The 26,914-nt window shown below is 62.4% G+C and carries 26 protein-coding genes; 14 read left to right on the top strand and 12 right to left on the bottom strand.

Going from position 1 to position 26,914, the window contains the following annotated elements; translation table 11 throughout:
- Positions 1 to 91 precede the first annotated feature (91 nt).
- From mmsB to metZ, 5 genes are all read right to left on the bottom strand, one after another.
- On the bottom strand, positions 92 to 961 hold the full coding sequence (mmsB, locus tag JHX88_RS09635) for a 3-hydroxyisobutyrate dehydrogenase (protein WP_076524339.1): 870 nt from the start codon (positions 959 to 961) through the stop codon (positions 92 to 94).
- On the bottom strand, positions 958 to 1,965 hold the full coding sequence (locus JHX88_RS09630; RefSeq protein WP_076524341.1) for an enoyl-CoA hydratase/isomerase family protein: 1,008 nt from the start codon (positions 1,963 to 1,965) through the stop codon (positions 958 to 960). The genes mmsB and JHX88_RS09630 overlap by 4 nt, the downstream gene beginning before the upstream one ends.
- Positions 1,966 to 1,969: 4 nt before the next feature.
- The gene (locus JHX88_RS09625) at positions 1,970 to 3,115 is read right to left on the bottom strand and encodes an acyl-CoA dehydrogenase family protein (RefSeq protein ID WP_076524343.1); all 1,146 of its coding nucleotides are present in this window, start codon (positions 3,113 to 3,115) and stop codon (positions 1,970 to 1,972) included.
- A 165-nt stretch (positions 3,116 to 3,280) separates the two neighbouring features.
- The gene (gene folE2, locus JHX88_RS09620) at positions 3,281 to 4,243 is read right to left on the bottom strand and encodes a GTP cyclohydrolase FolE2 (protein ID WP_076524345.1); all 963 of its coding nucleotides are present in this window, start codon (positions 4,241 to 4,243) and stop codon (positions 3,281 to 3,283) included.
- A 116-nt stretch (positions 4,244 to 4,359) separates the two neighbouring features.
- Complete coding sequence (metZ, locus tag JHX88_RS09615; RefSeq protein WP_076524347.1) at positions 4,360 to 5,547, bottom strand: O-succinylhomoserine sulfhydrylase; 1,188 nt, start codon at positions 5,545 to 5,547, stop codon at positions 4,360 to 4,362.
- A gap of 250 nt (positions 5,548 to 5,797) precedes the next feature.
- On the opposite strand from metZ, the gene JHX88_RS09610 reads away from it, so the two are divergent.
- Positions 5,798 to 6,037: a hypothetical protein gene (locus JHX88_RS09610; RefSeq protein ID WP_076524349.1), complete on the top strand. Its 240-nt coding sequence runs from the start codon at positions 5,798 to 5,800 to the stop codon at positions 6,035 to 6,037.
- 47 nt (positions 6,038 to 6,084) lie between these two features.
- Here JHX88_RS09610 and JHX88_RS09605 read toward each other — a convergent pair whose 3' ends face one another.
- The 5 genes from JHX88_RS09605 to JHX88_RS09585 form a co-directional block, all read right to left on the bottom strand.
- Positions 6,085 to 6,555 (bottom strand): CinA family protein, encoded by a 471-nt coding sequence (locus tag JHX88_RS09605; protein WP_076524351.1) that lies wholly within the window; start codon positions 6,553 to 6,555, stop codon positions 6,085 to 6,087.
- On the bottom strand, positions 6,552 to 7,043 hold the full coding sequence (locus tag JHX88_RS09600) for a phosphatidylglycerophosphatase A family protein (RefSeq protein WP_076524353.1): 492 nt from the start codon (positions 7,041 to 7,043) through the stop codon (positions 6,552 to 6,554). The genes JHX88_RS09605 and JHX88_RS09600 overlap by 4 nt, the downstream gene beginning before the upstream one ends.
- Positions 7,044 to 7,046: 3 nt before the next feature.
- Positions 7,047 to 8,192, bottom strand: coding sequence for a bifunctional 2-C-methyl-D-erythritol 4-phosphate cytidylyltransferase/2-C-methyl-D-erythritol 2,4-cyclodiphosphate synthase (locus JHX88_RS09595; RefSeq protein ID WP_076524355.1), 1,146 nt, complete (start codon positions 8,190 to 8,192; stop codon positions 7,047 to 7,049).
- Positions 8,189 to 10,369 (bottom strand): phosphoribosylformylglycinamidine synthase subunit PurL, encoded by a 2,181-nt coding sequence (gene purL, locus JHX88_RS09590; protein WP_076524357.1) that lies wholly within the window; start codon positions 10,367 to 10,369, stop codon positions 8,189 to 8,191. Before purL ends, JHX88_RS09595 begins: the two co-directional genes overlap by 4 nt.
- 441 nt (positions 10,370 to 10,810) lie before the next feature.
- Entirely contained in the window at positions 10,811 to 11,716 is a 906-nt protein-coding gene (locus JHX88_RS09585; protein ID WP_076524359.1) for a LysR family transcriptional regulator, read from the bottom strand.
- 161 nt (positions 11,717 to 11,877) lie between these two features.
- On the opposite strand from JHX88_RS09585, the gene JHX88_RS09580 reads away from it, so the two are divergent.
- The 8 genes from JHX88_RS09580 (at position 11,878) to JHX88_RS09545 (ending at position 21,248) form a co-directional block, all read left to right on the top strand.
- The gene (locus tag JHX88_RS09580) at positions 11,878 to 15,267 is read left to right on the top strand and encodes an indolepyruvate ferredoxin oxidoreductase family protein (RefSeq protein ID WP_076524361.1); all 3,390 of its coding nucleotides are present in this window, start codon (positions 11,878 to 11,880) and stop codon (positions 15,265 to 15,267) included.
- A gap of 108 nt (positions 15,268 to 15,375) precedes the next feature.
- Positions 15,376 to 16,188 (top strand): glutamate racemase, encoded by an 813-nt coding sequence (locus JHX88_RS09575; RefSeq protein ID WP_076524363.1) that lies wholly within the window; start codon positions 15,376 to 15,378, stop codon positions 16,186 to 16,188.
- Between the two features lie 18 nt (positions 16,189 to 16,206).
- On the top strand, positions 16,207 to 16,656 hold the full coding sequence (gene ccmE, locus JHX88_RS09570; protein WP_076524555.1) for a cytochrome c maturation protein CcmE: 450 nt from the start codon (positions 16,207 to 16,209) through the stop codon (positions 16,654 to 16,656).
- Between the two features lie 119 nt (positions 16,657 to 16,775).
- On the top strand, positions 16,776 to 17,387 hold the full coding sequence (locus JHX88_RS09565; RefSeq protein ID WP_076524365.1) for a holin-associated N-acetylmuramidase: 612 nt from the start codon (positions 16,776 to 16,778) through the stop codon (positions 17,385 to 17,387).
- On the top strand, positions 17,378 to 17,899 hold the full coding sequence (locus JHX88_RS09560) for a holin family protein (protein ID WP_076524367.1): 522 nt from the start codon (positions 17,378 to 17,380) through the stop codon (positions 17,897 to 17,899). Before JHX88_RS09565 ends, JHX88_RS09560 begins: the two co-directional genes overlap by 10 nt.
- A 92-nt stretch (positions 17,900 to 17,991) precedes the next feature.
- Positions 17,992 to 19,956 (top strand): heme lyase CcmF/NrfE family subunit, encoded by a 1,965-nt coding sequence (locus JHX88_RS09555; RefSeq protein ID WP_076524369.1) that lies wholly within the window; start codon positions 17,992 to 17,994, stop codon positions 19,954 to 19,956.
- Positions 19,953 to 20,411, top strand: coding sequence for a cytochrome c-type biogenesis protein (locus JHX88_RS09550; protein ID WP_076524371.1), 459 nt, complete (start codon positions 19,953 to 19,955; stop codon positions 20,409 to 20,411). Before JHX88_RS09555 ends, JHX88_RS09550 begins: the two co-directional genes overlap by 4 nt.
- A gap of 66 nt (positions 20,412 to 20,477) precedes the next feature.
- The gene (locus tag JHX88_RS09545; protein WP_076524373.1) at positions 20,478 to 21,248 is read left to right on the top strand and encodes an enoyl-CoA hydratase-related protein; all 771 of its coding nucleotides are present in this window, start codon (positions 20,478 to 20,480) and stop codon (positions 21,246 to 21,248) included.
- A 156-nt stretch (positions 21,249 to 21,404) separates the two neighbouring features.
- Here the strand turns inward: JHX88_RS09545 and JHX88_RS09540 are convergent, their stop codons facing one another.
- Both JHX88_RS09540 and JHX88_RS09535 read right to left on the bottom strand, forming a co-directional pair.
- A complete protein-coding gene (locus JHX88_RS09540) occupies positions 21,405 to 22,100 on the bottom strand; it encodes an NUDIX hydrolase (protein ID WP_076524375.1) in 696 nt (231 codons plus the stop codon).
- The gene (locus JHX88_RS09535; RefSeq protein WP_076524377.1) at positions 22,097 to 22,510 is read right to left on the bottom strand and encodes a DUF983 domain-containing protein; all 414 of its coding nucleotides are present in this window, start codon (positions 22,508 to 22,510) and stop codon (positions 22,097 to 22,099) included. The genes JHX88_RS09540 and JHX88_RS09535 overlap by 4 nt, the downstream gene beginning before the upstream one ends.
- A gap of 210 nt (positions 22,511 to 22,720) precedes the next feature.
- Here JHX88_RS09535 and JHX88_RS09530 point away from each other — a divergent pair, with 210 nt between their 5' ends.
- The 5 genes from JHX88_RS09530 (at position 22,721) to dacB (ending at position 26,828) form a co-directional block, all read left to right on the top strand.
- Entirely contained in the window at positions 22,721 to 23,011 is a 291-nt protein-coding gene (locus tag JHX88_RS09530) for a DUF3572 domain-containing protein (RefSeq protein WP_076524379.1), read from the top strand.
- A gap of 78 nt (positions 23,012 to 23,089) precedes the next feature.
- Positions 23,090 to 23,650, top strand: coding sequence for a heme NO-binding domain-containing protein (locus JHX88_RS09525; RefSeq protein ID WP_076524381.1), 561 nt, complete (start codon positions 23,090 to 23,092; stop codon positions 23,648 to 23,650).
- A complete protein-coding gene (locus JHX88_RS09520) occupies positions 23,647 to 24,714 on the top strand; it encodes a GGDEF domain-containing protein (RefSeq protein ID WP_076524383.1) in 1,068 nt (355 codons plus the stop codon). The genes JHX88_RS09525 and JHX88_RS09520 overlap by 4 nt, the downstream gene beginning before the upstream one ends.
- Before the next feature lie 72 nt (positions 24,715 to 24,786).
- On the top strand, positions 24,787 to 25,410 hold the full coding sequence (locus tag JHX88_RS09515) for a nicotinate-nucleotide adenylyltransferase (RefSeq protein ID WP_076524385.1): 624 nt from the start codon (positions 24,787 to 24,789) through the stop codon (positions 25,408 to 25,410).
- Complete coding sequence (dacB, locus tag JHX88_RS09510; protein ID WP_272848233.1) at positions 25,407 to 26,828, top strand: D-alanyl-D-alanine carboxypeptidase/D-alanyl-D-alanine endopeptidase; 1,422 nt, start codon at positions 25,407 to 25,409, stop codon at positions 26,826 to 26,828. Before JHX88_RS09515 ends, dacB begins: the two co-directional genes overlap by 4 nt.
- The last annotated feature ends 86 nt before the right edge of the window (positions 26,829 to 26,914 follow it).

The raw sequence follows: 26,914 nt of genomic DNA, 5'->3' as shown, positions 1-26,914 counted from the left end.
GCTTCTACTTGCTACGTGACTTGTTCAGATAGGTAACTTCTCACGGCTTGACAGGTTCCATAGCTGCGGTTGTCGGGGTACTGCGCCAGTTTCAGCCATTCATTTTCACGAACCTGGGCAGCATCGCCGAGAAATCGCGGCCACGCCCGTCCTCCTGCTCTACGAATTGCTCGTAGAGTTGCGCCGCCATGCTGCCCATCGGTGTCTGGGCGCCGGTGGACTGCGCCGCGGCCTGCGCGAGATTGAGATCCTTCAGCATCAGTTCGGCCGCGAAACCGGGCCTGTAGTCATTGTCAGCGGGTGATTGCGGGCCGATTCCAGGGGCGGGGCAATAGGCATTCATCGACCAGCTATAGCCCGAGCTGGTCGAGACGACGTCGAACATCTTCTGCCGGTCCAGCCCAAGCTTGTCGGCCAACGCAAAGGCCTCACAAGTGACGATCATGGTCGCGCCGAGGATCATGTTGTTGCAGATCTTGGCGGCTTGGCCGGAACCCGCCTCGCCGCAATGGACGGCCTTCTGTCCCATGATATCGAAGAGCGGCGAGACCGTGGCAAAGGCCGCGCCACTGCCGCCGACCATGAAGGTCAAGGTGCCGTTCTGTGCGCCGCCGATCCCGCCTGAGACCGGCGCGTCCAACGCCCCCAGTCCCGCAGCGCTGGCTTGCGAGGCGACCACGCGGGCAGAGTCCACATCCACGGTCGAGCAATCGCAGAACACCGCACCTCGTTTCATCGCCGGGATGACCTGTTGCGAGACCATTTTCAGGATCGGGCCGTTGGGCAGCATGGTGATGACGACATCTGCATCGCGGGCGGCCTCTGCCGCGCTGCTGGCGGTGGTGATCCCCGCGGGAACGGGCGCGGCGGTGTCGAATCCCGTGACCTCATGTCCGGCCTCGGCCAGATTGGCGGCCATTGGAGCGCCCATGTTTCCCAAGCCGATGAAACCGATTTTCATGCCTTTTCCTTCCAACGCAATTCGTTCTCGCCCAGGGGCGACAGCAGTTTCTGCACATGTGTTTCCGACGGATCAGCCGACCATTGCGGCTTGCGGTCCTTGTCGATGATCTGGGCACGCACACCTTCCAGGAAATCGCTGTGCTTGGTTGCCCGCCAGGTGAAGCGGTATTCGCGGCTGAGCGATTCCTGCATCCGCCGGTCGCCTCGCGCCGCCCGGACCATCGCCAGCCCCGCGGCCATCGACAGGGGCGAGTTGCGACGGATGGGTTTCAGGGCCTCTTCGTCACCGTTCTTTTCCAGTGCCGCGATGATATCAGATACATTCCTTTCGCCAAAGGCCGAAAGGTCGCGCGCGGCCAGCGAAACTGGCGGAGGGTCTATCCCGGTGATCCGGGTCGCATCGCCGGTTTCCTCGAGCAGCGAGATCAGGCCGGGCCATTCCGCTTCGGGGAGGTAGCTGTCGGCAAAGCCCGCATGAATGGCATCCCCCGCCGCAATCCGCCCGCAGGTCAGCGCCAGGTATTCGCCGATCCGGCCCGAAGCGCGACCGAGAAGCCAGGTTCCGCCCACGTCGGGAATCAGGCCAATCCCGGCTTCCGGCATGGAGATCTGGGTCGTATCCCCGACAATCCGGTGCCCCGCATGGCCGGCCACCCCGACGCCGCCGCCCATGACGAAGCCCTGCATGAAGGCCACGATCGGCTTGGGATAATCCGCGATCGCGGCATTCATCCGGTATTCGTCCCGGAAGAAGTCGCGCCCGGCCTGGTGATCGCCCCGCAACCCGGCGTGGTAGACCGCCGCGACATCGCCACCCGCGCAGAAGGCCTTTTCGCCCTCGGCATCGATGATCACCAGCGCGACCTGCGGATAGTCGCGCCACTCATTCAGGGCGGCATGCAGATCCAGCGCCATCTGATGGGTCAGCGCGTTCAGCGCCTTGGGCCGGTTGAAGGTGATGCGGCCCGCCTGGCCGGATTTGCGGATATTCAGGTCGCTCAAAGATTTACCCCCGTTCAGCCAGCATGGTACGGCCTATGATCAGCCGCATGATCTCGTTGGTGCCTTCCAGGATCTGGTGCACGCGCAGATCGCGGACGATCTTTTCGATACCGTAATCGGCCAGATAACCATAGCCGCCATGCAGTTGCAGGCATTGGTTTGCAACCTCGAAGGCGCGGTCGGTGACATGCAGCTTGGCCATTGCGCAGAACTTGGTCGCATCCGGCGCGCCATTGTCAAGTTTCCACGCCGCCTGACGCAGGAAAATCCGCGATGATTGCAGGGCGGTTTCCATCTCGGCCAGCCGGAATTGCAATGCCTGGAATTGATCGAGCGATTTGCCGAAGGCCTTTCTTTCGCCCATATAAGCTAGGGTCGCATCCAGCGCGGCCTGTGCGCCGCCTAAGGCTCCCGCCGAGATGTTCAGCCGCCCGCCATCCAGCCCGGCCATGGCATAGGCAAAACCCTTGCCCTCTTCGCCCAACAGATTGTCATGAGGGACCACGCAATCGTCGAATTGCACCTGTGCCGTGGGCTGTGCGCGCCAGCCCATCTTGTCCTCCAGCGATCCGAAGGACAGACCCTTTGCACCGTCTTCGACGATCACCGTGCTGATACCTTTCGGCCCGTCATCGCCGGTGCGGACCATGGTGATATAGGCATCCGAATAGGTGCCGCCCGAGATGAAGGCCTTGGTTCCGTTCAGGCGATAACCCTCGTTGGTTCGCTCGGCCCTGGTCCGCAACGCGGCGGCGTCAGATCCGCTGCCGGGCTCGGTCAGGCAATAGCTGTACACCTTTTCCATGCTGCACAGTTCTGGCAGCCAGCGTGCCTTGGTGTCGTCGCTGCCGAATTTGTCGATCATGCCGCCACACATATTATGGATCGACAGGAAAGAGCCCACGGCTGGACAGGCCATCGCCAGTGCCTCGAATACCAGCGTCGCGTCGAGCCGCGAAAGCCCCGAGCCGCCATATTCCTCGCTGACATAGAGACCGCCAAAGCCAAGCTGGGCAATTTCGGACCACAAATCCTTGGGGATCGTGCCTGCAACTTCCCATTCACGGGCATGAGGGGCAATGCGGGTCTGGCCAAAATCGCGGGCCATGTCGAATATGGCCTGTTGTTCCTCGCTCAGCGCGAAATCCATAAGCTGTCTCCCCTCAGCCGTGACGAATTGACGGTTCGTTTAATATCCGAATCTTGCGAGAGTGTTGCAAGATTTGCAGCATGGGAATCCGGCAAAACGGCCCTGCGAAAATGCAAAGCAAAGCCGGCTGACGGGCCCCGCCGGTATGATGTGCCGGGTGGGGTTTTACGCCCGCAGCCCCGCGAAGGTCATCGGATCGAGCGAGGATTGCGCGAAGGTCGGACCATCGACAAGCAGGCTGACCGCGTCATGCGAATGCAGCGATTCCTGGTGACTGGCGATGATGCGGAAATCGCCGATCCGGGGCTCGGCCTGCAATTCCTTGGCGAAGGCCCGCACCGCATCCTCGACAAAGATCGGGTTCGCGGCATTCAGTTCGGCGAAAGCCTGTTCATCCTCGCGCTTGACCATGACCTGTGTTTCCGTCGGCACGGCGCGGCGGCACAGGTCGACGATATCCTCGAACCAGATTTTCTCGGGTCCGTTCATCACCAGCGAGATCCGCGCGATCGAGCGTTGTGAATGCGGCGTCGCCAGGCGCCCTCGCGCCTCGCGCGCATGTTCCGACAGTTCCAGCGAGCATGGGCAGGTCGACGAGTAGACATAGTCGAAATGCATGACCCGCAGCCGCTGGCCCTGATGTTCGATCACCTCTTGCGAGATGTCGTAATATTGCCAGCCAGACAGGCCGGAGCGCAGCGAGTCCACCCGGATGGGATAAGAGAAACACATCTGGATCCGCGCATCGAATGCCTCGAGGTCGGCCTTGTAGTCGTCCAGCGCGGCTTCCAGAACCTTGACGCTGAAAAGATGATCGGCATGACCATAGAACGAGCGCATGATCCGACTCATGTTGATGCCCTTGCGATCTGCTTCCAGGCTGACCGTGCCGGTAACACTGGTTTCCAGCGCGATCTCTCCGCCATCGCGGGTCTGATAGCGGATCGGCAGCCGGAAATTCGAGATGCCGACATGCTGAATGGGCGCGCGGGCGCCGACGATCAGGCTGGCCGGGCCGTTCTGCAGATCGGGCAGACTGGCCTTGTAGGCATCATCGACGCGGAACTCGGCGTCGTAATCACGGCTGAGCGCCGGATAGGCCGGAACCATGGGGCGGGCTTCGGTCATGCGGTCATCCTCCTTGGGATTGCGCCCGTCTATATGGGCACAATCCGCACCATTCTAAAGAGCCGGTTAACGTAAATCACCCCCGAAAACCGACCAATTCCGGTGTTTTTACGGAATCAGTTGCCGAATGCCTGCCGCAAATCCCCGATCAGGTCCTGCGCATCCTCCAGCCCCACCGAAAGGCGGAGCAGGCCCGGTGTGATGCCAAGCCGCGCCTTGTCCTCGTCGGATAGGCGCTGATGCGTGGTCGTCGCGGGATGGGTCACGATGGATTTCGCGTCGCCCAGATTGTTGGAGATCTTGACGATCTGCAGCCGGTCCAGAGCGGTGAAAGCGGCATCCTTGCCGCCCTCGATCTCCATCGCGATCATGGTGCCGCCCGATCCCATCTGTTGCATGGCAAGGTCATGCTGCGGATGTTCGGGCAGGCCGGGATAGATGACCTGTTTCAGCCGGGGATGGCCATGCATCGCCTTCGCGATCGTCGCGGCGCTATCGGCCTGCGCCCGCACCCGCAAATCCATCGTTGTCAGCCCGTTCAGCATGATCCAGCTATGGAACGGGCTGATCGCACCGCCGGTATGTTTCAGATAGGGCTCCAGCGTGCCGCGGATATAGTCGCGCGTGCCACAGACCACGCCGGCCAGCGCCCGCCCGCCGCCATCGATATGCTTGGTGGCGGAGTAAACGATGATATCGGCGCCCAGTTCGACGGCACGGGAAAAGACCGGGGTGGCGAAGACGTTATCCGCCACGACGAGTGCGCCCACTGCATGGGCCAGATCGGAAACGGCCTTCATGTCGATCACTTCCAGCCCGGGATTCGAGACCGACTCGAAAAACACCGCCTTGGTGCCCGGATGGATCGCGGATTTCCACTGATCCAGATCGGTGCCGTCCACATAGGAAACCTCGACCCCGAATTTTGCCAGCAGGTCCAGGACATAGAGGCAGGAACCGAACAGCGCCCGTGCCGCAACCACGTGATCCCCCGGCGCGCAAAGCGAAAACAGCGCGCCGTTCACCGCCGCCATGCCGCTGGCAGTCGCAAAGGCGTCCTCGGTGCCTTCCAGCGCGGCCATGCGGTCCTCGAACATGCGGCTGGTGGGGTTGCCGTAGCGGGCATAGATGAATTCGTCCGGGCCGCTTTCGACAAAACGGGCCTCGGCCTGCGCGGCGCTGTCATAGACGAAGCCCTGCGTCAGGTAGATCGCTTCGGCCATTTCGCCATATTGGCTGCGGCGGGTTCCGTGATGGACGGCCTGAGTGCGGGGATGAAGCCCCTTGGCTGACGTGACGCTCATATCGTGCTTGCCTCTTGCTGGTTCCAGCGGATTAGTCCGGCAGGGGTGTCATTGCAAGTCCGGTACAACTGACCGGGTATTTCCCGATGGGCACCAACCAAGCATCCAGGCTCCGTTCCGGTTGTGATCATTCGAGTTTTAGATAGTTTTGGGGCCTCTAACGCTTGATAATCAAACAGGTTTATTTGTATACATATTTTCGTGCATGTGGCGATGATCGTCATTGTAAAAATTGAAATGGAGCAAGGTAATGATCAAACTCGCCACTTATTCCGCTATTTTCGGACTAACCGCCTCTTCAGCACTGGCAGGAGGATATGTTGCCCCTGTCATCGACGTCGAGCCCGTGATTGTGGAGGAACAACCAGCGTCGTCGAATACTGGTCTCGTCGTTCCTTCTCTGCTCCTGTTGGGGGTGGTTGCTGCGATCGCGTCGGACGATGACGATACTTCCGGCGTCAACATCGGGCCAGCCGTGGATGATTCCTGAGCCCGTCTTTCCGTAGGCGCGTTCTGGAAAGCTGAGCCGGGCAGTCGTTACTGCTCGAGCTCTGCCAGCAGCAGTCGCAGCGCATGATCCACGGTGGCCGCGCGAACCTGTCCCCGGCCAATGGCGCCGAATTCGACGGTTTCGGTGGTGACACCGAAGGCATTGGCGATGGCAAAGCAGACCCGGCCCTCGGGCTTGTGCTCCGACCCGCCTGGACCCGCGATGCCGGTAACGGCGACGGTGAGGGTGGCGTCAGAATGGGTCAGCGCGCCCGAGGCCATCTCGACCGCGACAGCTTCGCTGACCGCGCCATGGGTTGCCAGCGTTGTGGGGCGTACGCCTAGCATCTGCTGCTTGGCGGCGTTGGAATATGTGACGAAGCCACGATCCACCACATCGGAAGAACCGGGCACTTCGGTCAGTGCTCCGACGATCAGGCCGCCTGTGCAGCTTTCCGCGGTGGCAATGACGACGTTGCGGGCGCGGGCGGCCTCCAGGACGTCGGCGGCGAGGCTCATAGAAGCACCAGATGCGCGATTGCGGCGGCGATCAGCGTGGCGATACCGGCGAACAGCCCTGCCCAGAGATCGTCTGTCATCACGCCCTTCACGCCGCCCTCGCGGTCAGCGCGTCCGATCAGCCAGGGTTTCCAGATGTCGAAGAGACGGAAGAAGGCGAAGGCGGCCAGCCAGCCGGGATAGGGAAAGGTGCTGGAAGGTATTTGTGCAAAGAAGAAGGCCGCCGAGGGGAAACAAAGGGCGAGCCACTGGCCCGCCACCTCGTCGATGACGATTTCGCTGCGGTCGGGATCGCTCATGCCAGCGGTATAGCGGCGAACGGCCCAGAAGCCCGCGACCGTGACAGCAATGGTGGCGATGGCGAGCAGGGGAAAATGGCCGACGCGATGCAAGAGCACGCCCAAGGCGACGGCGACGGCAGAGCCCCATGTGCCAGGGGCGGGGCGAAGAAGCCCCGTGCCGAACCAGGTGCAGAGAAGTCTTTCCATGATCTATCCCTTGATAAGGCTGGCCGTTGCGATTGCCGCGATGCCCTCGCCGCGCCCGGTAAAGCCGAGCCGTTCCGAGGTGGTGGCCTTGACGCTGATGCGGTCTGCTTCGGCCTGCAAGATCTCGGACAGCCGGGCTTGCATGGCGCTTGCATGGGGGCCGATTTTCGGTGCCTCGCAGATCAGGGTCACATCGCCATTGGCCAGGCGAAAGCCCTTCGCACGCGCCAGGTCGATGGCGTGGCGCAGGAAGATATCGCTGGCCGCGCCCTTCCATTGCGGATCGGAGGGCGGAAAATGGCGGCCGATATCGCCCTCGGCCAGCGCGCCATAGATGGCGTCGGTCAGGGCGTGCATGCCGACATCGGCGTCGGAATGACCGACCAGCCCGGCCTCATGCGGGATTCGCACGCCGCAGAGCCAGACGTGATCACCCGGCCCAAAGGCATGCACGTCGAAACCATTACCCAAACGGATATCCACCGCGCCCCCCAACAGCTTCTCGGCGCGGGTGAAATCTCCCGGCCATGTGATCTTCAGGTTGTCTTCGCTGCCTTCGGTAATGGCAACGGGGTGACCCATCTTCAAGGCCAGGGCCACGTCGTCGGTCGCGCCCTCGGGATGGGCGCGATGGGCGGCAAGTATCTCGGGCAGGCGGAACCCCTGCGGGGTCTGGGCGCGATAAAGCCCGTCGCGCGGAGTGATGTCCGAGACATGTCCGGCCTCGCCGCGCCAGAGCGTGTCAGACACGGGCAGACCGGGGGCGGCGGCGATGGCGCCACCTTCCAGCGCATCGATGACCCCCTGGATGACCGGTGCGGGCGTCAGGGGGCGGGCGCCGTCATGGATCAGGACATGACTAGCCTGACCTTCCAGTGCCGTCAGCCCGGCCAGAACGCTGGCCGAGCGGGTTTCGCCGCCGGTGACGATGGTGACCGGGCCTGAGAATTGGGCAATGGCCGCCCCCATATCGTCCTCGTGAACCACAAGAACGACCCGCTCGAACCCGGCGAAGGCATCCAGTGCACGGGCCAGCACCGGGCGGCTGCCGAGATCGCACCATTGTTTCGGCTGCGTGCCCCCAGCACGGACACCGCGCCCGGCAGCAAGGACGATGGCGGCATGGCCTGCGGGCGCGCGCACTCTCATGCGTGGTCGGGCATGTCGCCCTTGATGGCGCTGGCAAAGGCGCTGCGATACAGTTCCGACAGATCGGAGAGCAGTGCCCGGTCATCGCCCAGGGTGACGTGATCCCCGCCAAAGCGCCCCACGGTCGCGACAGGCACCCCGGCGGATTTCGCGGCGTCGAGCAGGGGTTCCACGGCATCGAGCGGGCATGCGATCAGGTAGCGGGCCTGATCCTCGCCGAAAAGTTGGGCGATATCGGCGCTGTCGAGCGTCAGACCAGTCCCCGCGGCCTCGGCCATCTCGAACGCAGCCAGAGCCAGACCGCCGTCGGAAAGATCGCTTGCGGCGCTTAGATGTTTGCGATTGGCGCGCAGGAATTCGCCATGCTTCCGCTCGGCCTTCAGATCGACATGCGGGGCGTCGCCTGCCTCTATGCCGAAAGCCTCATGGGCCAGCGCGGATTGGCCCAGATGTCCCGCTGTCTCGCCGATGACCAGTGCCAGATCGCCTTCGGAGGGCTGACCCGCGATCAGGTCATCGATATCCGAGATCAGGCCGACGCCGCCGATGGTGGGGGTGGGCAGGATGCCCTTGCCATCGGTCTCGTTATACAGAGAGACATTGCCCGAGACGATGGGGAAATCCAGCGCCGCGCAAGCCTCTCCGATGCCCTTGATGGCGCCGACGAGCTGGCCCATGATCTCGGGCTTTTCGGGATTGCCGAAATTGAGATTGTCGGTGGTGGCCAGAGGCTGCGCACCGGTCGCGCACAGGTTCCGGTAAGCCTCGGCCACGGCCTGCTTGCCGCCCTCGTATGGATTGGCGCGGACATAGCGCGGGGTGACGTCGCTGGTGAATGCCAGCGCCTTGCGGGTGCCGTGAACGCGCACCACGCCTGCGCCAAGACCGGGGCGGCGGATCGTGTCGGCGCCGACCTGCGTATCATACTGCTCCCATACCCATGCCTTATGGGCATAATTGGGACTGCCGATCAGGGCTTTCAGCGCGGAAACCGGAGTAATCGCGGGCAGGGCTGGGGCAGGACCCGCTGCCGGGGTTTCGACCCATGGGCGATCATATTCCGGCGCGCTGGAGGACAGTTTCGACAGCGGCAGATCGGCCTTTATGTCATTGCCATGCAGGACCAGGAAGCGGTCCTCGGGGATGGTCTCGCCGACGATGGCGAAATCCAGGTCCCATTTCTCGAAGATCGCCCGCGCTTCTGCCTCTTTCTCGGGCTTGAGCACCATGAGCATGCGTTCCTGGCTTTCGGACAGCATCATCTCATAGGCGGTCATACTTGTTTCGCGCTGTGGCACCTCGTCGAGGATCAGCTTGATGCCGAGCCCGCCCTTGTCGCCCATCTCGACGGCCGAGCAGGTCAGACCGGCGGCGCCCATGTCCTGAATGGAAATCACGCTGCCGGACGCCATCAGCTCGAGGCAGGCTTCCAGCAGGCATTTCTCGGTAAAGGGATCGCCAACCTGAACGGTGGGGCGCTTTTCCTCGATCGTGTCGTCGAATTCGGCACTGGCCATGGTTGCGCCGCCGACTCCGTCGCGCCCGGTTTTCGCCCCCAGGTAGACGACCGGCATGCCGACGCCCGAAGCGGCCGAGTAGAAGATCTTGTCGGTATCGGCCAGTCCGGCGGCAAAGGCGTTCACGAGGCAGTTGCCGTCATAGGAGGCGTGGAACCGCACCTCGCCGCCGACATTGGGTACACCGAAGCAGTTGCCGTATGAACCGATCCCCTCGACCACGCCCTTGACCAGATGCGGGGTTTTGGGATGTTCGGGACGGCCGAATGACAGTGAATCCATCGCGGCGATGGGGCGCGCGCCCATGGTGAATACGTCGCGCAGGATGCCGCCAACGCCGGTCGCGGCGCCCTGATGAGGCTCGATGTAAGAGGGGTGGTTGTGACTCTCCATCTTGAAGACCACGGCCTGACCGTCGCCGATATCCACGATGCCCGCGTTTTCGCCGGGGCCGCAGATGACCTGCGGGCCTTCGGTCGGCAGGGTGCGCAGCCATTTCTTCGACGATTTGTAGGAACAATGTTCGTTCCACATCGCAGAGAAAATGCCCATCTCGGTGAATGTCGGTTCGCGTCCGATAATCTGCAGGATGCGGTCATATTCGTCGGGCTTCAGCCCGTGCGCGGCGATCAATTCCGGGGTGATCGTCGGTTCCTGCATGATTGGCCCTTCCTGCCCGTGCGTTCACGCGCCTTTTATGGCGAGTTGCGCCGCATGGAAAGGGTGCTGCGGCCGTCTTACCGGGATGCGGATAAAAAAAAGCCGGGCACGAAGCCCGGCCTAAGTCCAACAGGGAGGTAGAAGGTGATGAGCTATTACGCAAACCATCGCCTTCGAAGACCGATTTATGTGCAGATAGTGCGCCGTTCAAGAGAAATCATGCTGCGCACGCAGCATAGCGGACATGCAGTGACCGAATGGCTACATGAGAAAGTCGTATATTTCCTGAGAAAAACGCATACTCGGCGTGTTTCTGCCGATGGCGTGAAGTGCCTTGAGCCCCGCCCTTCCTGATTTTGGCAAGGGTGATGACGCGCCGGGAATTTTCATTTTGGCGCATTTTCGATCAGGGAGGCGATGATCCGCCTTTCCGGGCATGTCTTACCGAGTTGCGCCTTCGCTTTGCATGCGACGATAGGCCTGGATCTCTTCTAGGACGAAATCGCGAAAGGCCGCGACGCGACGGGTCTGGCGAAGTTCCTCGGGATAGGCGAGGAAAACCGGAACCTCGGCCGAATCGATATCGGGCAGCACCCGCACCAGTTCCGGGTGATCCGCCGTCAGGTAATCGGGCAGCACCCCGATCCCGACATTGGCCAGCACGCCTTGCAAGACGCCGAAATAATTGTTCACCGTCAGGGTCGAGGTGATCTCCTGCGCCATGATATCCTGGATCAGGCGGGCGCCCGCGGCGACCTGCGGCTGATCGATCTTCTGGCAGATGAGCCGATGGCTGGTCAGGTCTTCCATGCTTTCCGGAATGCCCGCATGGTCCAGATAGGTCTGCGTCGCGTAAAGCCTCATGCGAATATTCAGAAGGCGGCGGCGGATCAGGTCGGATTGGCTGGGTTCCTTCATGCGGATGGCGACATCCGCTTCGCGCATGGGCAGGTCGAGGACGCGCTCCTCCAGCATCAGGTCGATCTTGAGATCGGGAAACTTCTCGTAGAGCTTGACCAGCCGCGGGGCCAGCCACAACGTGCCGAAGCCGACCGTGGTCGTGACCTTCAACTCGCCCAGAACATGCTCGGCACTGTCGCGCATCCGCGCCGAGGCGCTGTCCAGCTTGCGGGCCATCGAAGAGGTGGCGTCGAACAGAAGTTCTCCCTGTTCGGTGAGAATCAGGCCGCGGGCATGGCGGTGGAACAGGGTGGTCCCCAGTGCCTCCTCGAGCGCGCGGATTTGGCGGCTGACGGCGGATTGCGACAGATGCAGCGTATCGCCAGCATGCGTCAGGCTGCCCGCATCGGCAACCGCGTGAAATATTCTTAACTTGTCCCAGTCCATCGCTGTTACAATCCTGCCTTGGCAGCCATGCGTTTTTTGCAAATCTGCCAATCACCTGCCTGTCCGCGCGCTTTACGTCAAGCAGGGAAATTACCCTTTATCGGTCAGCTATTCTGACCTATAATGCCCTTGAAGCCTTCGGGCATTGGAGGAGACGCAGGATGAGCAAGCAAGAATTCTCGCTAGCCGACCGCTTTGATCTGTCGAAATCGCACGTATTGTTGAACGGCACGCAGGCACTGGTCCGGCTGATGCTTATGCAGGCAGCACGTGACAAAGCCGCAGCTCTGAATACGGCAGGTTACGTGACCGGCTATCGCGGCAGCCCTTTGGGCGGCGTCGACCTGCAGATGATGCGTGAGGGCAAGCGGCTGACCGAGTCCGGTGTTCTCTTTCAGCCCGGCCTCAACGAGGATCTCGCTGCGACGGCGATCTGGGGCAGCCAGCAGGCGGAACTGCGCGGCGAGGGCAAATATGACGGCGTCTATGCCCTTTGGTATGGCAAGGGGCCGGGGGTGGACCGGACCGGCGACGTGATGCGCCATGCCAATATGGCGGGCTCGTCGAAACATGGCGGCGTCGTAATGGCGATGGGTGACGATCACACCGGCGAAAGCTCGACCGTGCTGCATCAGTCGGATTGGGCCATGATCGACGCCTATATCCCGGTGCTGTCCCCGGCGGGCGTTCAGGAAATCCTGGATTATGGCCTTTATGGCTTTGCGCTGTCTCGCTTTGCCGGGGTCTGGACCGGCCTCAAGACCATGAAGGACACGGTCGAGGCGACGGCGGTGGTCGATGGCGATCCGCATCGGCTGAAATTCGTGACTCCCGATTTCGACATGCCCGAGGGCGGGTTGAATATCCGGCTTGGCGACACCCCGGTGCTGCAAGAGGCGCGGATGATCGATCACAAGCGGTGGGCGGCAGAGGCGTTCAGCCGTGCCAATCGCATCGATCGCAAGGTCTGGGGCAAGCCGGGCGCCAAGATCGGTTTCGTCGCGGCGGGCAAGAACTGGCTGGACCTGGTTCATGCGCTGTCGCTTCTGGGCATCGACGAAGCCGAGGCAGAGCGGTTGGGACTGACCACTTACAAGGTCGGGCAGACCTGGCCTTTGGACATGAAGTCCATGCAGGAATGGTCTGAAAATCTTGAACTTATCGTCTGTGTTGAAGAAAAGCGCAAGCTGATTGAGGTGCAGTTGAAAGAGGCGATTTTCGACAATCGCCACGGACGCCGGATCCATGGCTGGAAGCATGACCGGACCGGTGAGGAGCTGTTTCCGACTCGCTATGCACTGGACCCGGTGATGATCGCGCAGAAGATCGGCGGCATCCTGATCGAGGAGGGCCGCGGCACCGAGCATATCAAGGCCGGGCTGGAACGTCTGACCGAGGTTCTGCGAAACGACAACGCGCCCGAGATCGCCACGCGCACGCCGTGGTATTGCTCGGGTTGCCCGCATAACACCTCGACGCGACTGCCCGAGGGAAGCCGCGCCTATGCCGGGATCGGCTGCCATTACATGGTGCAGTGGATGGGCCGCGAGACCGAAGGGTTCACCCATATGGGCGGCGAGGGGGTGAACTGGGTCGGAGAGGCTCCATTCAGTAAGAGACCTCATGTCTTTCAAAACCTTGGCGACGGAACCTATAACCATTCCGGAGTTCTGGCGATCCGGGCGGCCTTGGCGGCCGGCACCAATATCACCTACAAGATCCTCTATAACGACGCCGTGGCGATGACGGGTGGTCAGCCCAACGAGGGGGATCTGACCGCGCCGCAGATCGCCCGTGAGCTGGAGGCGATGGGCGTCGATCCGGTGATCGTTGTCTATGACGAGAAGGAGGATGTCGAACGCAAGGAATTCCCCTCGGGGCTGCGTTTCGAGGAGCGCGCCGAGATGATGAATGTGCAGCGCGAACTGGAGACGGCAGAGGGCGTCAGCGCCATCCTCTATATCCAGACCTGCGCCGCCGAGAAACGCCGCCGCCGCAAGAAGGGGACTTTCCCCGATCCCGATCGGCGCATTTGGATCAATCCCGAGGTCTGTGAAGGCTGCGGCGATTGCGGGGTGCAGTCGAATTGCGTCTCGGTGGTGCCGTTGGACACGGAACTGGGCCGCAAGCGCCAGATCGACCAGTCGAGCTGCAACAAGGACTACTCCTGCGTGAACGGCTTCTGCCCCAGCTTCGTCTCGGTCCGGGGCGGCAAGCTGCGCAAGCCGAAGGCCGAGGCGTTCGAACTGCCAGACCTGCCCATGCCCGCGCTTCCCGAAATAGACGGCACGCATAATGTCGTGATCACCGGTGTCGGCGGCACCGGGGTCGTGACCATCGGCGCGGTACTGGCGCAGGCGGCGCATGTCGATGGCAAGGGTGCGGGCATGATGGAAATGGCAGGGCTGGCGCAAAAGGGCGGCGCCGTGCATATCCATCTGCGCTTGGCCAAGCGGCCCGAGGATATCAGCGCCATCCGCGTGGCGGTGGGCGAGGCCGATTGCATCGTCGGCGGCGATCTTGTGGTGACCGCGGGTGCCAAGACGATTGGCTTGATGACCAATGGCCGGACCGGTGCCGTCGTCAACGATCACGAGATCATCACCGGCGATTTCACGCGATTCAGGGATTTCCAGGTGCCTTCGGACCGGCTGAAACTGTCGTTAGAGGCCCGGTTGGGCGAGAAATCGGCCTTTTTCGACGCGAATGAGCTGGCGCTGAGACTGTTGGGGGATTCGATCTATTCCAACATGTTGGTGCTCGGGGCCTGCTGGCAGCGCGGTCTGTTGCCGCTGAGTTTCGAGGCGATCATGGAGGCGATCCGCCTGAACGGCACCAAGGTCGAGGAAAACCAGCGCGCCTTCCAGATCGGGCGTTGGGCCGTCACCTTCCCGGATCAGGCGAAGAAGCCTGCGGAAGTCACTGAACTTCCTGTCGATCCGGTCGAGTACCGTGCCGCCCACCTGGTCGATTACCAAGGCAAGGGGCTGTCGAGGAAATTCCGCAAGCTGGTCGATTCCGCGCCCGCTCCGCTTCGGGAATCCGTTGCAAGAGGTTATTACAAGCTCTTGTCATATAAGGATGAATACGAGGTGGCGCGGCTACATCTGAGCACCGCCGAGCAAATTGCCGAGACATGGGAAGGCGATGTGAGGCTGTCCTTCCATCTCGCTCCCCCGATGCTGCCGGGCACGGATGCGGAAGGCCGACCCAAAAAGCGCGAATTCGGACCATGGATGCTGAAGGCGTTCAAGCTGCTGGCGGCGATGAAATTCCTGCGCGGCACCCCGTTCGATCCTTTCGGCTACATGGCCGAGCGGCGTCGGGAACGTGCCCTGATCCGCGAATATGAAGCCGATATGCGCGAGGTTCTGGACAAGGTGACCGACGCGACAATGCCCATCGCGATTGAATTGGCGGAACTGCCGCTGACTATACGCGGATATGGCCTGATCAAGGACAAGGCGGCCGATGAGGCGGCGCCGCGTCGCAAGGAATTGCTGGCGCAGTTCCGTTCGGGCGGCGCTCCGATCCGCGAGGCGGCGGAATGATATCCGCGCCGTAACGAGGCGTTGGAATCCCGGCCTCAAACATTTGTGTCATTTCCAAATCCCGCGCGGCAGCCTAGAACGGCATCGCGCGGGTGAGGGAGCAATGACATGGCGGTCGGAATTTTCGATTCGGGATTGGGCGGGCTGACGATCCATCGGGCCATCGCCGAAAGGCTGCCCGATCTGCCGCTCGTCTACCTGGGCGACAACGCCAACGCTCCCTACGGGGTTCGCGATGCCGACGACATTTTCGATCTGACCTGCGCGAGCGTCGAAAGGCTATGGCAGGAGGGGTGCGATCTGGTGATCCTTGCCTGCAATACCGCCAGCGCCGCCGCCCTGCGCCGGATGCAAGAGACCTGGTTGCCGGAAAACAAGCGTGTCCTCGGGGTTTTCGTGCCGATGATCGAGGCGCTTACCGAGCGTGGATGGGGCGACAATTCGCCGCCGCGCGAGGTGGTGGTCAAGCAGGTGGCGTTGTTCGCTACTCCGACCACCGTTGCCAGCCGTGCTTTTCAGCGGGAACTGGCGTTCCGGGCCGTGGGTGTGGATGTCGAGGCGCAGCCATGCGGGGGCGTCGTCGATGCGATCGAGCAGGGAGACGAGATCCTGGCCGAAGCGCTGGTGACCAGCCATGTCGAGGCCCTGCTGCGCCGGATGCCGCAACCCGAGGCGGCAATCCTCGGCTGTACCCATTATCCGCTGGTCGAGGCCGTTTTCCAGCGTGCCCTTGGTTCGCAGGTGACGGTTTACAGCCAGCCGGGATTGGTGGCGGAAAGCCTGGCGGATTACCTTGAGCGCAGACCTGAATTCCTGGGCGAGGGCACGCAGTCGCGTTTCCTGACGACGGGCGATCCGGTCCGGGTCTCGGGTAAGGCGGTGCAATTCCTGCGCCGTCCGATCCGTTTCGAAGCAGCATGAGGAGGCAGGATGGCCGGCTTGAAATCACTGAAGAAACGCCGTCGCATCCAGGTCCTTCTGGGGGCCGCCGTGGCATTGGTGATCGCGGTCGGGTTGATCGGCTATGGCTTTCGGGATGGCATCAACCTGTATCGTTCTCCCACGCAGGTCAGTGAAAATGCCCCTGCGCCGGAAGAGTACTTTCAGCTTGGCGGGCTGGTGAAGGAGGGTTCCATCGTGAATGGCGACGGGGTTTCCTTCGATTTCGTCATCACCGATGGCGCGGTCGAGATCCCGGTGAGCTACATTGGCAACGACCCCCGCCCCGATCTGTTCAAGGAGGGGCAGGGTACCATTGCCAAGGGTCACTACCGCGATGGCCGCTTCGAGGCCCGTGACCTGCTGGCGAAGCATGACGAGACCTATATGCCGCGTGAAGTGGTCGATACACTTAAGGAAAGCGGCGTGTATAAAGAGCCGGAAAGCTGATCTCCGAAGCTGACAAAGCACGAATTTTGCAACGCACGCCTGGTTAAGGCGAGATTAACCGGCACGCGGCACTCTTGGCCCGTCCGCTGATTCCGGCGGCGTGGTCAGGAGGGGATGCAATGGCAAGCGTTGACGAGATAGCGCGCGAAATCGTTGCCCGCGAGGGCGGATATGTGAATGACCCGGACGATCCGGGCGGGGCGACGAAACACGGCGTTACCATCGGCACGATTCGGTCCCTGGGGCTGGATCTGGACCGCAACGGCAAGATCGATCCTGCCGATGTAAAGGCTCTGACGCCCGAACAGGCCGAGCGGATCTTCATCGAGCATTACTTTGACAAACCGCGATTGTCGGAGCTGCCGCAGGCGATACAGGCCAGCGTTTTCGACATGTATGTGAATGCCGGGGCCAACGCAGTGAAGATCCTGCAGCGGTTGTTGTCCCGGATGGGATTTCCCGCTGTCGCCGATGGGATGATCGGAACGCGAACTATCGCTGCTGCGCGTGCCGCCGCCAATGCCGCGCCGGATCACCTGGCCGATGCCTATGGCATTGCCCGGCGCAATTATTATTACGCGCTTGCAGATCGGCGCCCGGCTAGCCGCAAATATGCCCGCAACCGCTCGGGCGGAAAAGGCGGCTGGATCACGCGGGCCGAGCAATTCATCGCGCCCCGCTATCACCTGACAGAAACCGAGCATCGTGAAAGGATCGCGAAATGGGCCTGATCGACCGCCTTGTCGGAGGCGCTCCGACGGTGACCGCAATCGGAGCTGCCGCACGTGGTGTGACAGAGGTTTTCGTCCAGAACGCGACCCGTCGCATGGAACTGGACGAAGAGGCTTATGGGCATGCGATCAATCAGATGGAGCAAGAGTTCCGGATCGCCCCTTCAGGCCGGTTCGATCGTTTCATCAACGGGTTGAACCGGCTTCCTCGACCAGCCTTGGCATTGGGGACGATGGGGCTGTTCGTCTATGCCATGGTCGAGCCCGAGGGGTTCGGATTGCGGATGGAGGGTTTGCAGCAGGTGCCCGAGCCGCTTTGGTGGTTGCTTGGTGCGATTGTCGGTTTCTATTTCGGGGCGCGCGAGGCGCATTACTTCCGCCATCGTGTCTGGCCCGTGCGCAAATCTGCCGCCGCACCCGCCGCGCAAGATGAAGCGGCCCCGGTCCCGCCCGAGGACGATTTTGCCGATAACGCGGCCTTGCGGGACTGGGCGGCGAGCCTGCGCGGATAGGTCACACGGAAAACTGACAGGTAAAGACGAAGGGGGGACTTTCCCCCCCTTTTTCATACCCCTATGCTGCGCTCATACGGAGGACCGCCCGCATGATCGCAGAATTCGGCCATTTCGCCCTGATCCTCGCCTTTGCCGTGGCGTTGTATCAGATGATCGTGCCGATGATCGGTGCGGCAAAGGGATGGCAGGGATGGATGGACAGCGCCCGCCCCGCGGCCATGGCGCAATTCCTGCTGACAGGTCTGTCATTCGCCGCGCTGACCGTGGCTTTCGTCACTTCGGATTTCTCGCTCAAGCTGGTCTATGAGAATTCCCATACCGCCAAGCCGATGCTTTACAAGATCAGCGGTGTCTGGGGAAACCACGAAGGCTCGATGCTGCTTTGGGTGCTGATCCTGGCGCTGTTCGGCGCGGCGGCGGCGGCTTTCGGGGGCAACCTGCCGCCGAGCCTCAGGGCGCGGGTGCTGGCGGTGCAGGCCTCTATCGGGGCGGCCTTCTACGCCTTCATCATCTTCACCTCGAACCCGTTCCTGCGTCTCGCGAATCCGCCGTTCGACGGGCGTGACCTGAACCCGCTTCTGCAGGATCCGGGCTTGGCCTTTCATCCGCCCTTCCTTTACCTGGGCTATGTCGGGCTTTCCATGGCCTTCAGCTTTGCCGTCGCCGCGCTGATCGAGGGGCGGGTGGATGCGACATGGGCGCGATGGGTGCGGCCCTGGACGCTGGCGGCCTGGATGTTCCTGACCATCGGCATCGCGCTTGGATCCTGGTGGGCCTATTACGAGCTTGGCTGGGGCGGGTTCTGGTTCTGGGACCCGGTGGAGAATGCCAGCTTCATGCCATGGCTGCTGGCTGCCGCCCTGCTGCATTCGGCCATCGTCGTCGAAAAGCGCGAGGCGCTGAAAAGCTGGACCATTCTGCTGGCAATCATGGCTTTCGGTTTCTCGATGATCGGCACCTTCATCGTGCGCTCGGGCGTAATCACCTCTGTCCACAGCTTTGCCAGCGACCCGGCGCGTGGGGTTTTCATCCTCGCCATTCTTGCCGTCTTCACCGGCGGGGCCCTGACGCTTTACGCCGCTCGGGCGGGGCAGATGACGGCGAAGGGGGTCTTTGCTCCCGTCTCGCGAGAAGGGGCATTGGTGCTCAACAACGTGCTGCTGGCGGTGTCGGCCTTCGTGGTCTTCATCGGCACCATGTGGCCGCTTTTCGCCGAGATGATGTGGGACCGCAAATTGTCGGTGGGCGCACCCTTCTTCAACAAGGCCTTCACGCCATTCATGCTGGTGCTGGCCGTTGCGCTGCCCCTCGGGGCGATCATGCCATGGAAGCGCGCTGTCCCTTCGCGGGCGATACGGCCCTTGCGCGGAGCGCTGATCTTCGCCGCCGCCGTCATGCTGCTGGTTTTCGCGGTCTCGACCGGGCGTTCTGCCATCGCGATCATCGGGGCAGGGCTTGGCGCCTGGCTGATCGGCAGCTCGGTCGCCGAGCTCATCCACCGCACAGGGAAATCCGGCCTGTCGCGCCTGTTGCGCCTGCCGCGCGCGGATTGGGGCAAGGCGGTGGCGCATTCAGGCCTTGGCGTAACCTTCATCGGGGTGGCCCTGCTGACCGCCTGGCAGACCGAGGATATCCGCGTCGCACAGATTGACGAGCCATTCGAGGTGGCGGGTTACCAGATCACCTTGAAGGCGGTGGATGAGGTCGAGGGGCCGAACTATCTTTCGACCATGGCGACGCTCGATGTGGCCAGGAACGGACGACAAGTCGCCACGCTGCGCCCCGAGAAACGCGTCTACCCGGTGCAGGCCATGCCCACGACCGAGGCGGCAATCGACAATGGCATCTTCCGCGACATCTACCTGGTGATCGGGGATGCGCAGAAGGACGGGGGCTGGGCGGTGCGCTCTTACGTGAAGCCATTCGCCAACTGGATCTGGGCCGGCGCGATCCTGATGGCGCTTGGCGGAATGATCAGCCTGTCGGATCGCCGCTATCGCGTGGCGGCCGGAGCCAGGAAACGCGGCCCCATGGCAGCGGTTCCCGCGGAATGAAACGCTTGTCCCTGATCCTCGTGCTGCTGATGGCGCTTTTGTCGCCCGCGCTGGCCGTTCAGCCCGACGAGGTGCTGGAGGATCCGGCATTGGAGGCACGGGCCCGCGAGATATCGCAAAAGCTGCGCTGCCCTATCTGTCAGGGCGAGAACATCGATGAATCGAATGCCGCCATCAGCCGTGACCTGCGGCTCTATGTCCGCGAACGGCTGGTGGCAGGTGATAACAATGCCGAAGTGATCGACGCGGTGGTGGATCGTTTCGGGGAATTCGTGCTGTTCGAACCGCGTGCCCGTGGTGGCAACCTGATCCTCTGGCTGGCCGGGCCGGTGATGGCGCTATTGGGGCTGCTGATTGCATGGGTCTTTATCCGCGGACGATCGGGGGCCGCGCCCCCGACGACAACGCTCAGCGAGACAGAGAAATCCCGGCTGGACGAGATCATGCGCGAGTGACGCAGGGTTGCGCTTTCCCCCCGCGCCAATTTCGCCATCATGGCTGCGAGGAACAAGGGGGATATCATGGATTTCGAAACCATTCAGTTCGGCGTCAGGGACGGCATCGCGACGCTGATTCTCGATCGGCCCGACAAGATGAACGCGCTGAACAGCCGGATGCGGGCAGAGATCACGCATGCCCTGACCTCGCTGCCGAAGGAAGTGCGCTGCGTGGTGTTGACCGGATCTGGCCGGGCCTTCTGTTCGGGACAGGACCTGACCGACGCGAATGCGGCCCGCGATCTCGAGGCGACCTTGCGCGATGAATATGAACCGATGCTGCATGCCGTCCGCAACTGCCCGGTGCCGGTTATCGCGGCGGTGAACGGCACGGCAGCCGGGGCCGGGGCCAACCTGGCGCTGGTCGCGGATGTGGTGATCGCGGCGGAAAGCGCGGATTTCATCCAGGCCTTCACTCGAATCGGCCTGGTGCCCGATGCGGGCGGGACCTGGGCCATTCCGCGGGCCGTCGGTGCGGCACGGGCCATGGGCATGATGCTTTTCGCCGACGCCATCCCGGCGCGTCAGGCAGCCGATTGGGGCCTGATCTGGGAAGCATTGCCCGATGGCGAATTTGCCGAAACCGTCGCCGCGCGTGCCCGCCAACTGGCGCAGGGACCGACCTCCGCCTATCGCGCGGTGCGCCAGGCGGTAGCGGAATCCTTCGACAATGACCTGGAAGAGCAACTGAAACTCGAGGCGAAGCTGCAGGGGCAGGCCGGACGCAGCAGCGATTTCCGCGAGGGCGTGACGGCCTTCCTGGAAAAACGCAAACCACGCTTTACCGGAAGTTGAAGAACGCACGGGGACGCGTCGGGCGCCATGCAGACCGGACGGGCTCCTTCTTCTTCATGAAAATATCCTGCGGGGGGTCTTGGGGGGCGCAAAGCCCCCCAGCTGTCGCGGGACGCAAAAGTCTTCCACGCGTTGGACCGGCAGAGGGTTCAGGATCTACACGATTTGCGCGAAACGGGGCGCGCTGCCGCGATTGTCAAAGAACGGCACGGTATCGGGTAGCGGCAGCGGATCGTGATGGGTGACGGAGCCAGTCAGTTCTGCGATCTCGGCCAGCACGACTTCGGTGATAAAAGGTAGGTCCAGAGCCCGCGCCTCTGGCAGCGGCACCCAATGCAGATGTGACAGCTCATCGCAGGCGCGGCCGAAATCATCGGGATCTCCGCTGATCACATCCGCATCTACCACGAAGAAACGGGCGTCGAAACGGCGCGGGCGGCCCGGTGGGGTGATGGCCCGAAAGACATAATGCAGTTTTGACGCATCGGGGCTGAGCCCGGTCTCGGCATAGCCCGGCCAATTGCTGGCGGGGCCCTGCGATGCGCCAATCAACAGGCCGGTTTCCTCGGCCAGTTCGCGAAGTGCGGCGGCGGCGATGGCATGGGGATCGGGGGGCGGGCCCTCACGCGGCTCCTCCAGCAGCCGGCGCCGGTTCATCTCGCTGAGCGGTCGGGCGAGAGGAGCTAGGGCATCCGCAGGATCCACCGCCCCGCCCGGAAAGACATATTTCGACGGCATGAAGACCGCCTTGACCCCGCGCATGCCCATCAGGACCGAACTGCCCCCGGCATGACGCCTGAGCAGGACGATCGTCGCGGCATCGCGGATCGGTGGGCTCTCCTGGACCGTCATGACGTAGCCGTTTCGGAGGCGGAGCCAAAGCCATGCATCCGCCGTGCCCATTGAAGCCCGACCATGCCACCCTTGATCCGCGGCAGCAGCAGCAGTGACAGAACCACAGCGCCGATCCCGAAGGTGAGGATCATCGTCATCGCCGAGGGCCGCCACGCCATGTAACAGGCCAGCAGCAGTGGCGCGCCCAGATGCGACACCAGCAGGATCGTCAGATAGGCCGGACCGTCATCCGCGCGCTGGTGATGCAGCGCCTCGTCGCAATTCGGACAATGATCGGCGACCTTGAGATAGGAGCTGAACAATCGTCCCTCTCCGCAGGCGGGGCAGCGTCCGCGCAGGCCGCGCAACATCGCTTCGCGCGTGGGGCGTTCGATTTCACCGGGGCCGGTCGTGTCGATCTGGGTCATTCCGTCCTCTCCATTCGCAATCCGCCTTGCCGATGGGCCGGGTTCCTTGCATGACCCGTTAGGGCCGAATTCGGGACATTGCGGTCATGCGGCAATTGGCCAAAGCCTTGTCCCGTGCCGGTAACATAATGACTTGACGCCCGTGGGGCCAGAGTTTGCGGTATGGCTGCGTGACTTTGCCGCGGACCATACACGTTCAGGAGGTGAGAAATGAGTTATTCGGCAATAGCCGCGCAAGAGCTCGCGGTCAGGGCATTGATCCATATCGCCGATCATCCGGAACTTGCTTCGGCGCTTCTGGCCAGCAGCGGGCTTAAGCCCGAAGCGCTGAGACAGGCGGCGCAGGAACCGGATTTCTGCATGCATGTCCTGGATTTCCTGCTCGAAGATGACCGCCGCGTACTGGAATTCGCAAAATCGATGTCGATTCGCCCCGAAGAGGTCCTGTCTGCACGCATAGCGCTTGGCGGTCCCGGCAGCTTCGGATGGGAGCCGGATTGAACTCCGACGCTCTGGAATTTTCCGGATTTCCACTTCCTTTACGATTCCGCGTTATGGATCGTTCATCCGGAGGTGAGCATGCATTGGCTGGTCCGAAAATTCATCGAGTCGTTTCTGCGGGAAACCTATAGTGACGCGCTTTGGCATCGCGTTTGCCGATCCTCAGGAGTGGCTTCGTATCGCAGTTCCATTGATGATCTGAACAGCCAGGATTTGATCGCGATGGCGGCGCAGATGCTGGGCAAGCCCAAGGACGATTTGCTCGAGGATCTCGGGGCATGGAGCGCCCGGCAGGAACGAATACGGCGTTTGTTGCGCTTCTCGGGACGAAATTTCCACGATTTTCTGCTGAATCTCGAAATGCTGGGCGACCGGGTACGCATGATTGCACCGGATTTTCTCATGCCTCGGATACGAGTGACCGAAGATGGTATCGATTGCCTTCGGGTGGATTTCCCTTCGGACGGGCATGAATGGGCATGTGCCATGGCGGGCCTGATCCGCTGCATGGCGGATGATTACGGTGCCTTGGGTGTGATCGGGATCGAGGAAAACAGCGTGACGGTACAGATATCGGATGGTTTCTTCACGTCCGGTCGCAGCTTCCTGCTTGGTGAGAACGAGGAACCGGCACGATGAATGACAATGAAAGGAATGTCGTTGTCCCGAAACCTGTTCTGCTGAGCGCGGAGGATCTCGCGGCGCTCCTGCCTCAACATCTGCTCGTGGATGCGAAGGGGAGGTTATTCGGTGCCGGACCAACTGCCCGAAAAATTCTATCCGAGAATGCGCGGTTTCTGCATGATGCCTTTGTGATCACCCGACCGGCCAAACCCGTTCCCCTTGAAGAGCTTCTGACGGATTCGGCACTGCACAATGAACGGATCGAGCTACGGATGACCGGAAATGAAGAGGTCAAATTGCGCGGTCATGTGGTACGCTTGGCGGATGGTACGTTCCTGTTGAACATGGGTTTCGGGATGACCCTGCCGGAGGCGGTCAGAAAACTGCAACTGACTGACGGCGATTTTGCGGCATCCAGTCATGCCATGGAGTTGCTGTTCCTGCATGAAGCCAACCGGGAGTTTATGCGGGAACTGTCACTTTTCAATGTTCGGCTTAACGATGCGCGTCGCGAGGCTGAAAGCCGCTCCTATACTGACCCTTTGACCGGTCTGCAGAACCGCCGCGGCCTGGAGCAGGCGCTGGAATTGGCGATCGATGCCACACGCGGCAAAGAGGAAGCCCGAAGCGGGGGTGGTTTCGCCGTCGCACAGGTGGATCTTGATCACTTCAAGGAAGTGAACGATCTGTATGGCCATGCTGCGGGTGACGAGGTGTTGCGCCACGTTGCGCGGGTGCTCGAGAATGCCACCCGGGATGGCGATGTTGCCGCCCGGATCGGGGGCGATGAATTCGTCATGGTCCTGCGTGGCGCAACCAATCACAAATCGCTGCGCAAATTGGGACAGCGCATCATCAGCGAGATCAAACTGCCTGTCGAATGCGGTCACAATCGCTGCCAGGTTTCCGCAAGTATCGGGATCGCCATTTCGACCAGTTACGATCACCCGACCGCCGAGCAGCTTCTGGCCGATTCCGATTCGGCGCTCTACAGTTCCAAGAGGGATGGGCGCGGGAGAGTGTCGATCCTGACCGCGCCACAGAACCAGCTCACGTCCTCGCTGCCTGCTTCCCTGTAGCGGGCTGTTGCCCGTGTTTCAAATATGCGTTCCCGCGTTGGCATGGCGTGATCGATCCGCTAAGTCAGGGCGATGACGGTGAAAACTCCCATTGCGCGGCCGGGGATGCGCATCGGCCTTCTGGGCGGATCCTTCGATCCCGCCCATGAGGGGCATGCGCATATCACCGAATTTGCCCTGCGCCGTTTCGGGCTTGATCGGGTCTGGTGGCTGGTCAGCCCCGGCAATCCGCTGAAAGAGCATGGTCCAGCCCCGCTTGCCGAACGTATCGCGGCGGCGCGGCGCGTCATGCGCCATCCACGGGTCGAGATCACCGATATCGAGGCGCAGCTTGCCACCCGCATGACCGCCGACACCATCGCCGAGCTTCAGCGGCATTGTCCGGCTGTGCAATTCGTCTGGTTGATGGGCTCGGATAACCTGGTGCAGTTCGATCGGTGGGAACGTTGGTCCGAGATTGCGGCGCGGGTGCCTATCGGCGTATTGGCGCGGCCGGGAACGCGCCTGGCAGCCCGGCAATCTCGCGCGGCGCAGATCATGCGGGCAGGGCGTCTGCCCGAAGCCTATGCAAGCCTGTTGCCGATGATGAAGCCGCCCGCATGGGTGCTGCTGAACCTGCCGATGTCGCCGCTCTCCTCGACGATGATCCGAAACGGGGGCGACATGCGGGCAGATGAAGAGGGGACAGCGAAGTGAGCCTGATTTCCAGACGAGCGATCCTGACCGGTGCGCTTGCCGCCGGATGGGCCGGGCGAGGCGCTGTCGCCCAGGGAATGGCGACGGGGCTTGCACAGCGGCCACCGGCCAAGCCGGTGCCGGGAAGCGCATCGCTGATCGCCCGCGCCGCCCTGCCGGGGCAGGTCTGCTATGCGCTGTTCGATCCGGAAGGGGGCGCGATGCTGGAAGACGGGGCGGGTTGGACGCCCCTTGCGCCCGCCAGCACGCTCAAGATGGTGACGGCGCTTTATGCACTGGACCGGTTGGGACCGTCGCATCGGTTCCGCACGCGTGTCATGCGGGCGGGCGACATGCTGGTGCTGGTGGGGGCCGGGGACCCGGTACTGTCCAGCGATGATCTGGCGGATCTGGCGGCGAAGCTGGCGGATACGGGGCAGGAACAGCCCAAACGCTTCGCCGTATGGGGCGGTGCGCTGCCGCGGATCGAGGAAATAGCACCGCCGCAAGCCGATCACCTCGCCTATAACCCGGCGCTGTCCGGCATGATCCTGAATTTCAACCGGGTGTATCTGGGCTGGCGGCGTGGGGATGGCGGCTACCAAATGTCGCTGGAGGCGCGGGCGGCCAGGAATTCCCCGCGTGCCTATACGATCGCGGCCCATCCCGGCGCACAACAGGATCTGTTCAGCTACCGTTTCGACGAGGGGCGCGAGGTCTGGACGGTTTCGCGCAGTGCGATGGGCCGGGCGGGTAGCCGCTGGCTGCCGGTTCGTCAGCCCGAGCTTTATGCCGGGGACGTGTTCCAGACGCTGTGCCGCGCCAAGGGGCTGGTCCTGCCGGCGCCCGAGGTGATCGACAGCCTGCCCGCGGCCGAGGAACTGGTCAGCCATGAAAGCCCGCCGCTCAGCAAGATCGTCGAGGATATGCTCTATTACTCGACCAATCTCACCGCCGAGGTTATCGGCCTTCATGCCAGCGACGCGCCGGACCTGAAGGCCTCTGCCACGAGAATGCAAGAATGGGTCGCGGATCAAGGATTGCCCGATGGCTTCAGCTTTGCCGATCATTCCGGCCTGTCCGCCGAGAGCCGGGTAACCGCGGCGGCGATGGTCCGGTTGCTGGCGGGGCCGGGGTTGAAGACTGGATTGCCCGACCTGCTCAAGCACGATCCGTTGGCCGAGGTGCTGGACGCGGACACCCCCCGCCGGGCCGAGGTCTTCGCCAAGACCGGAACGCTGAATTTCGTGTCGAACCTGGCCGGTTACGCCGCCGCGCCTTCGGGGCGGAGGCTGGCATTCGCGACGTTGTGCATGGATGGTCCGCGTCACGCCGCAAGCCAGGGGCAGGACTTGCCCGCAGGTGTCCGCAGCTGGACCCGGCGCGCGAAGAGGCTGCAGCATGACCTGATCGAGAGCTGGGTGGCGCGGTTCGGCTAGAGCAATTTGCGCTTTATCGACCCGCTTCTTCTTCATGCAAATATCCCGGGGTCGCCGGGAGGTCGCGCCACTGGTTCGAGAGATCC

Source organism: Paracoccus saliphilus (genome assembly GCF_028553805.1).
Lineage (GTDB): Bacteria > Pseudomonadota > Alphaproteobacteria > Rhodobacterales > Rhodobacteraceae > Paracoccus > Paracoccus saliphilus.
The sequence above is the reverse complement of the archived record's forward strand: the minus strand, read 5'-3'. Positions and strand labels throughout refer to the sequence as shown.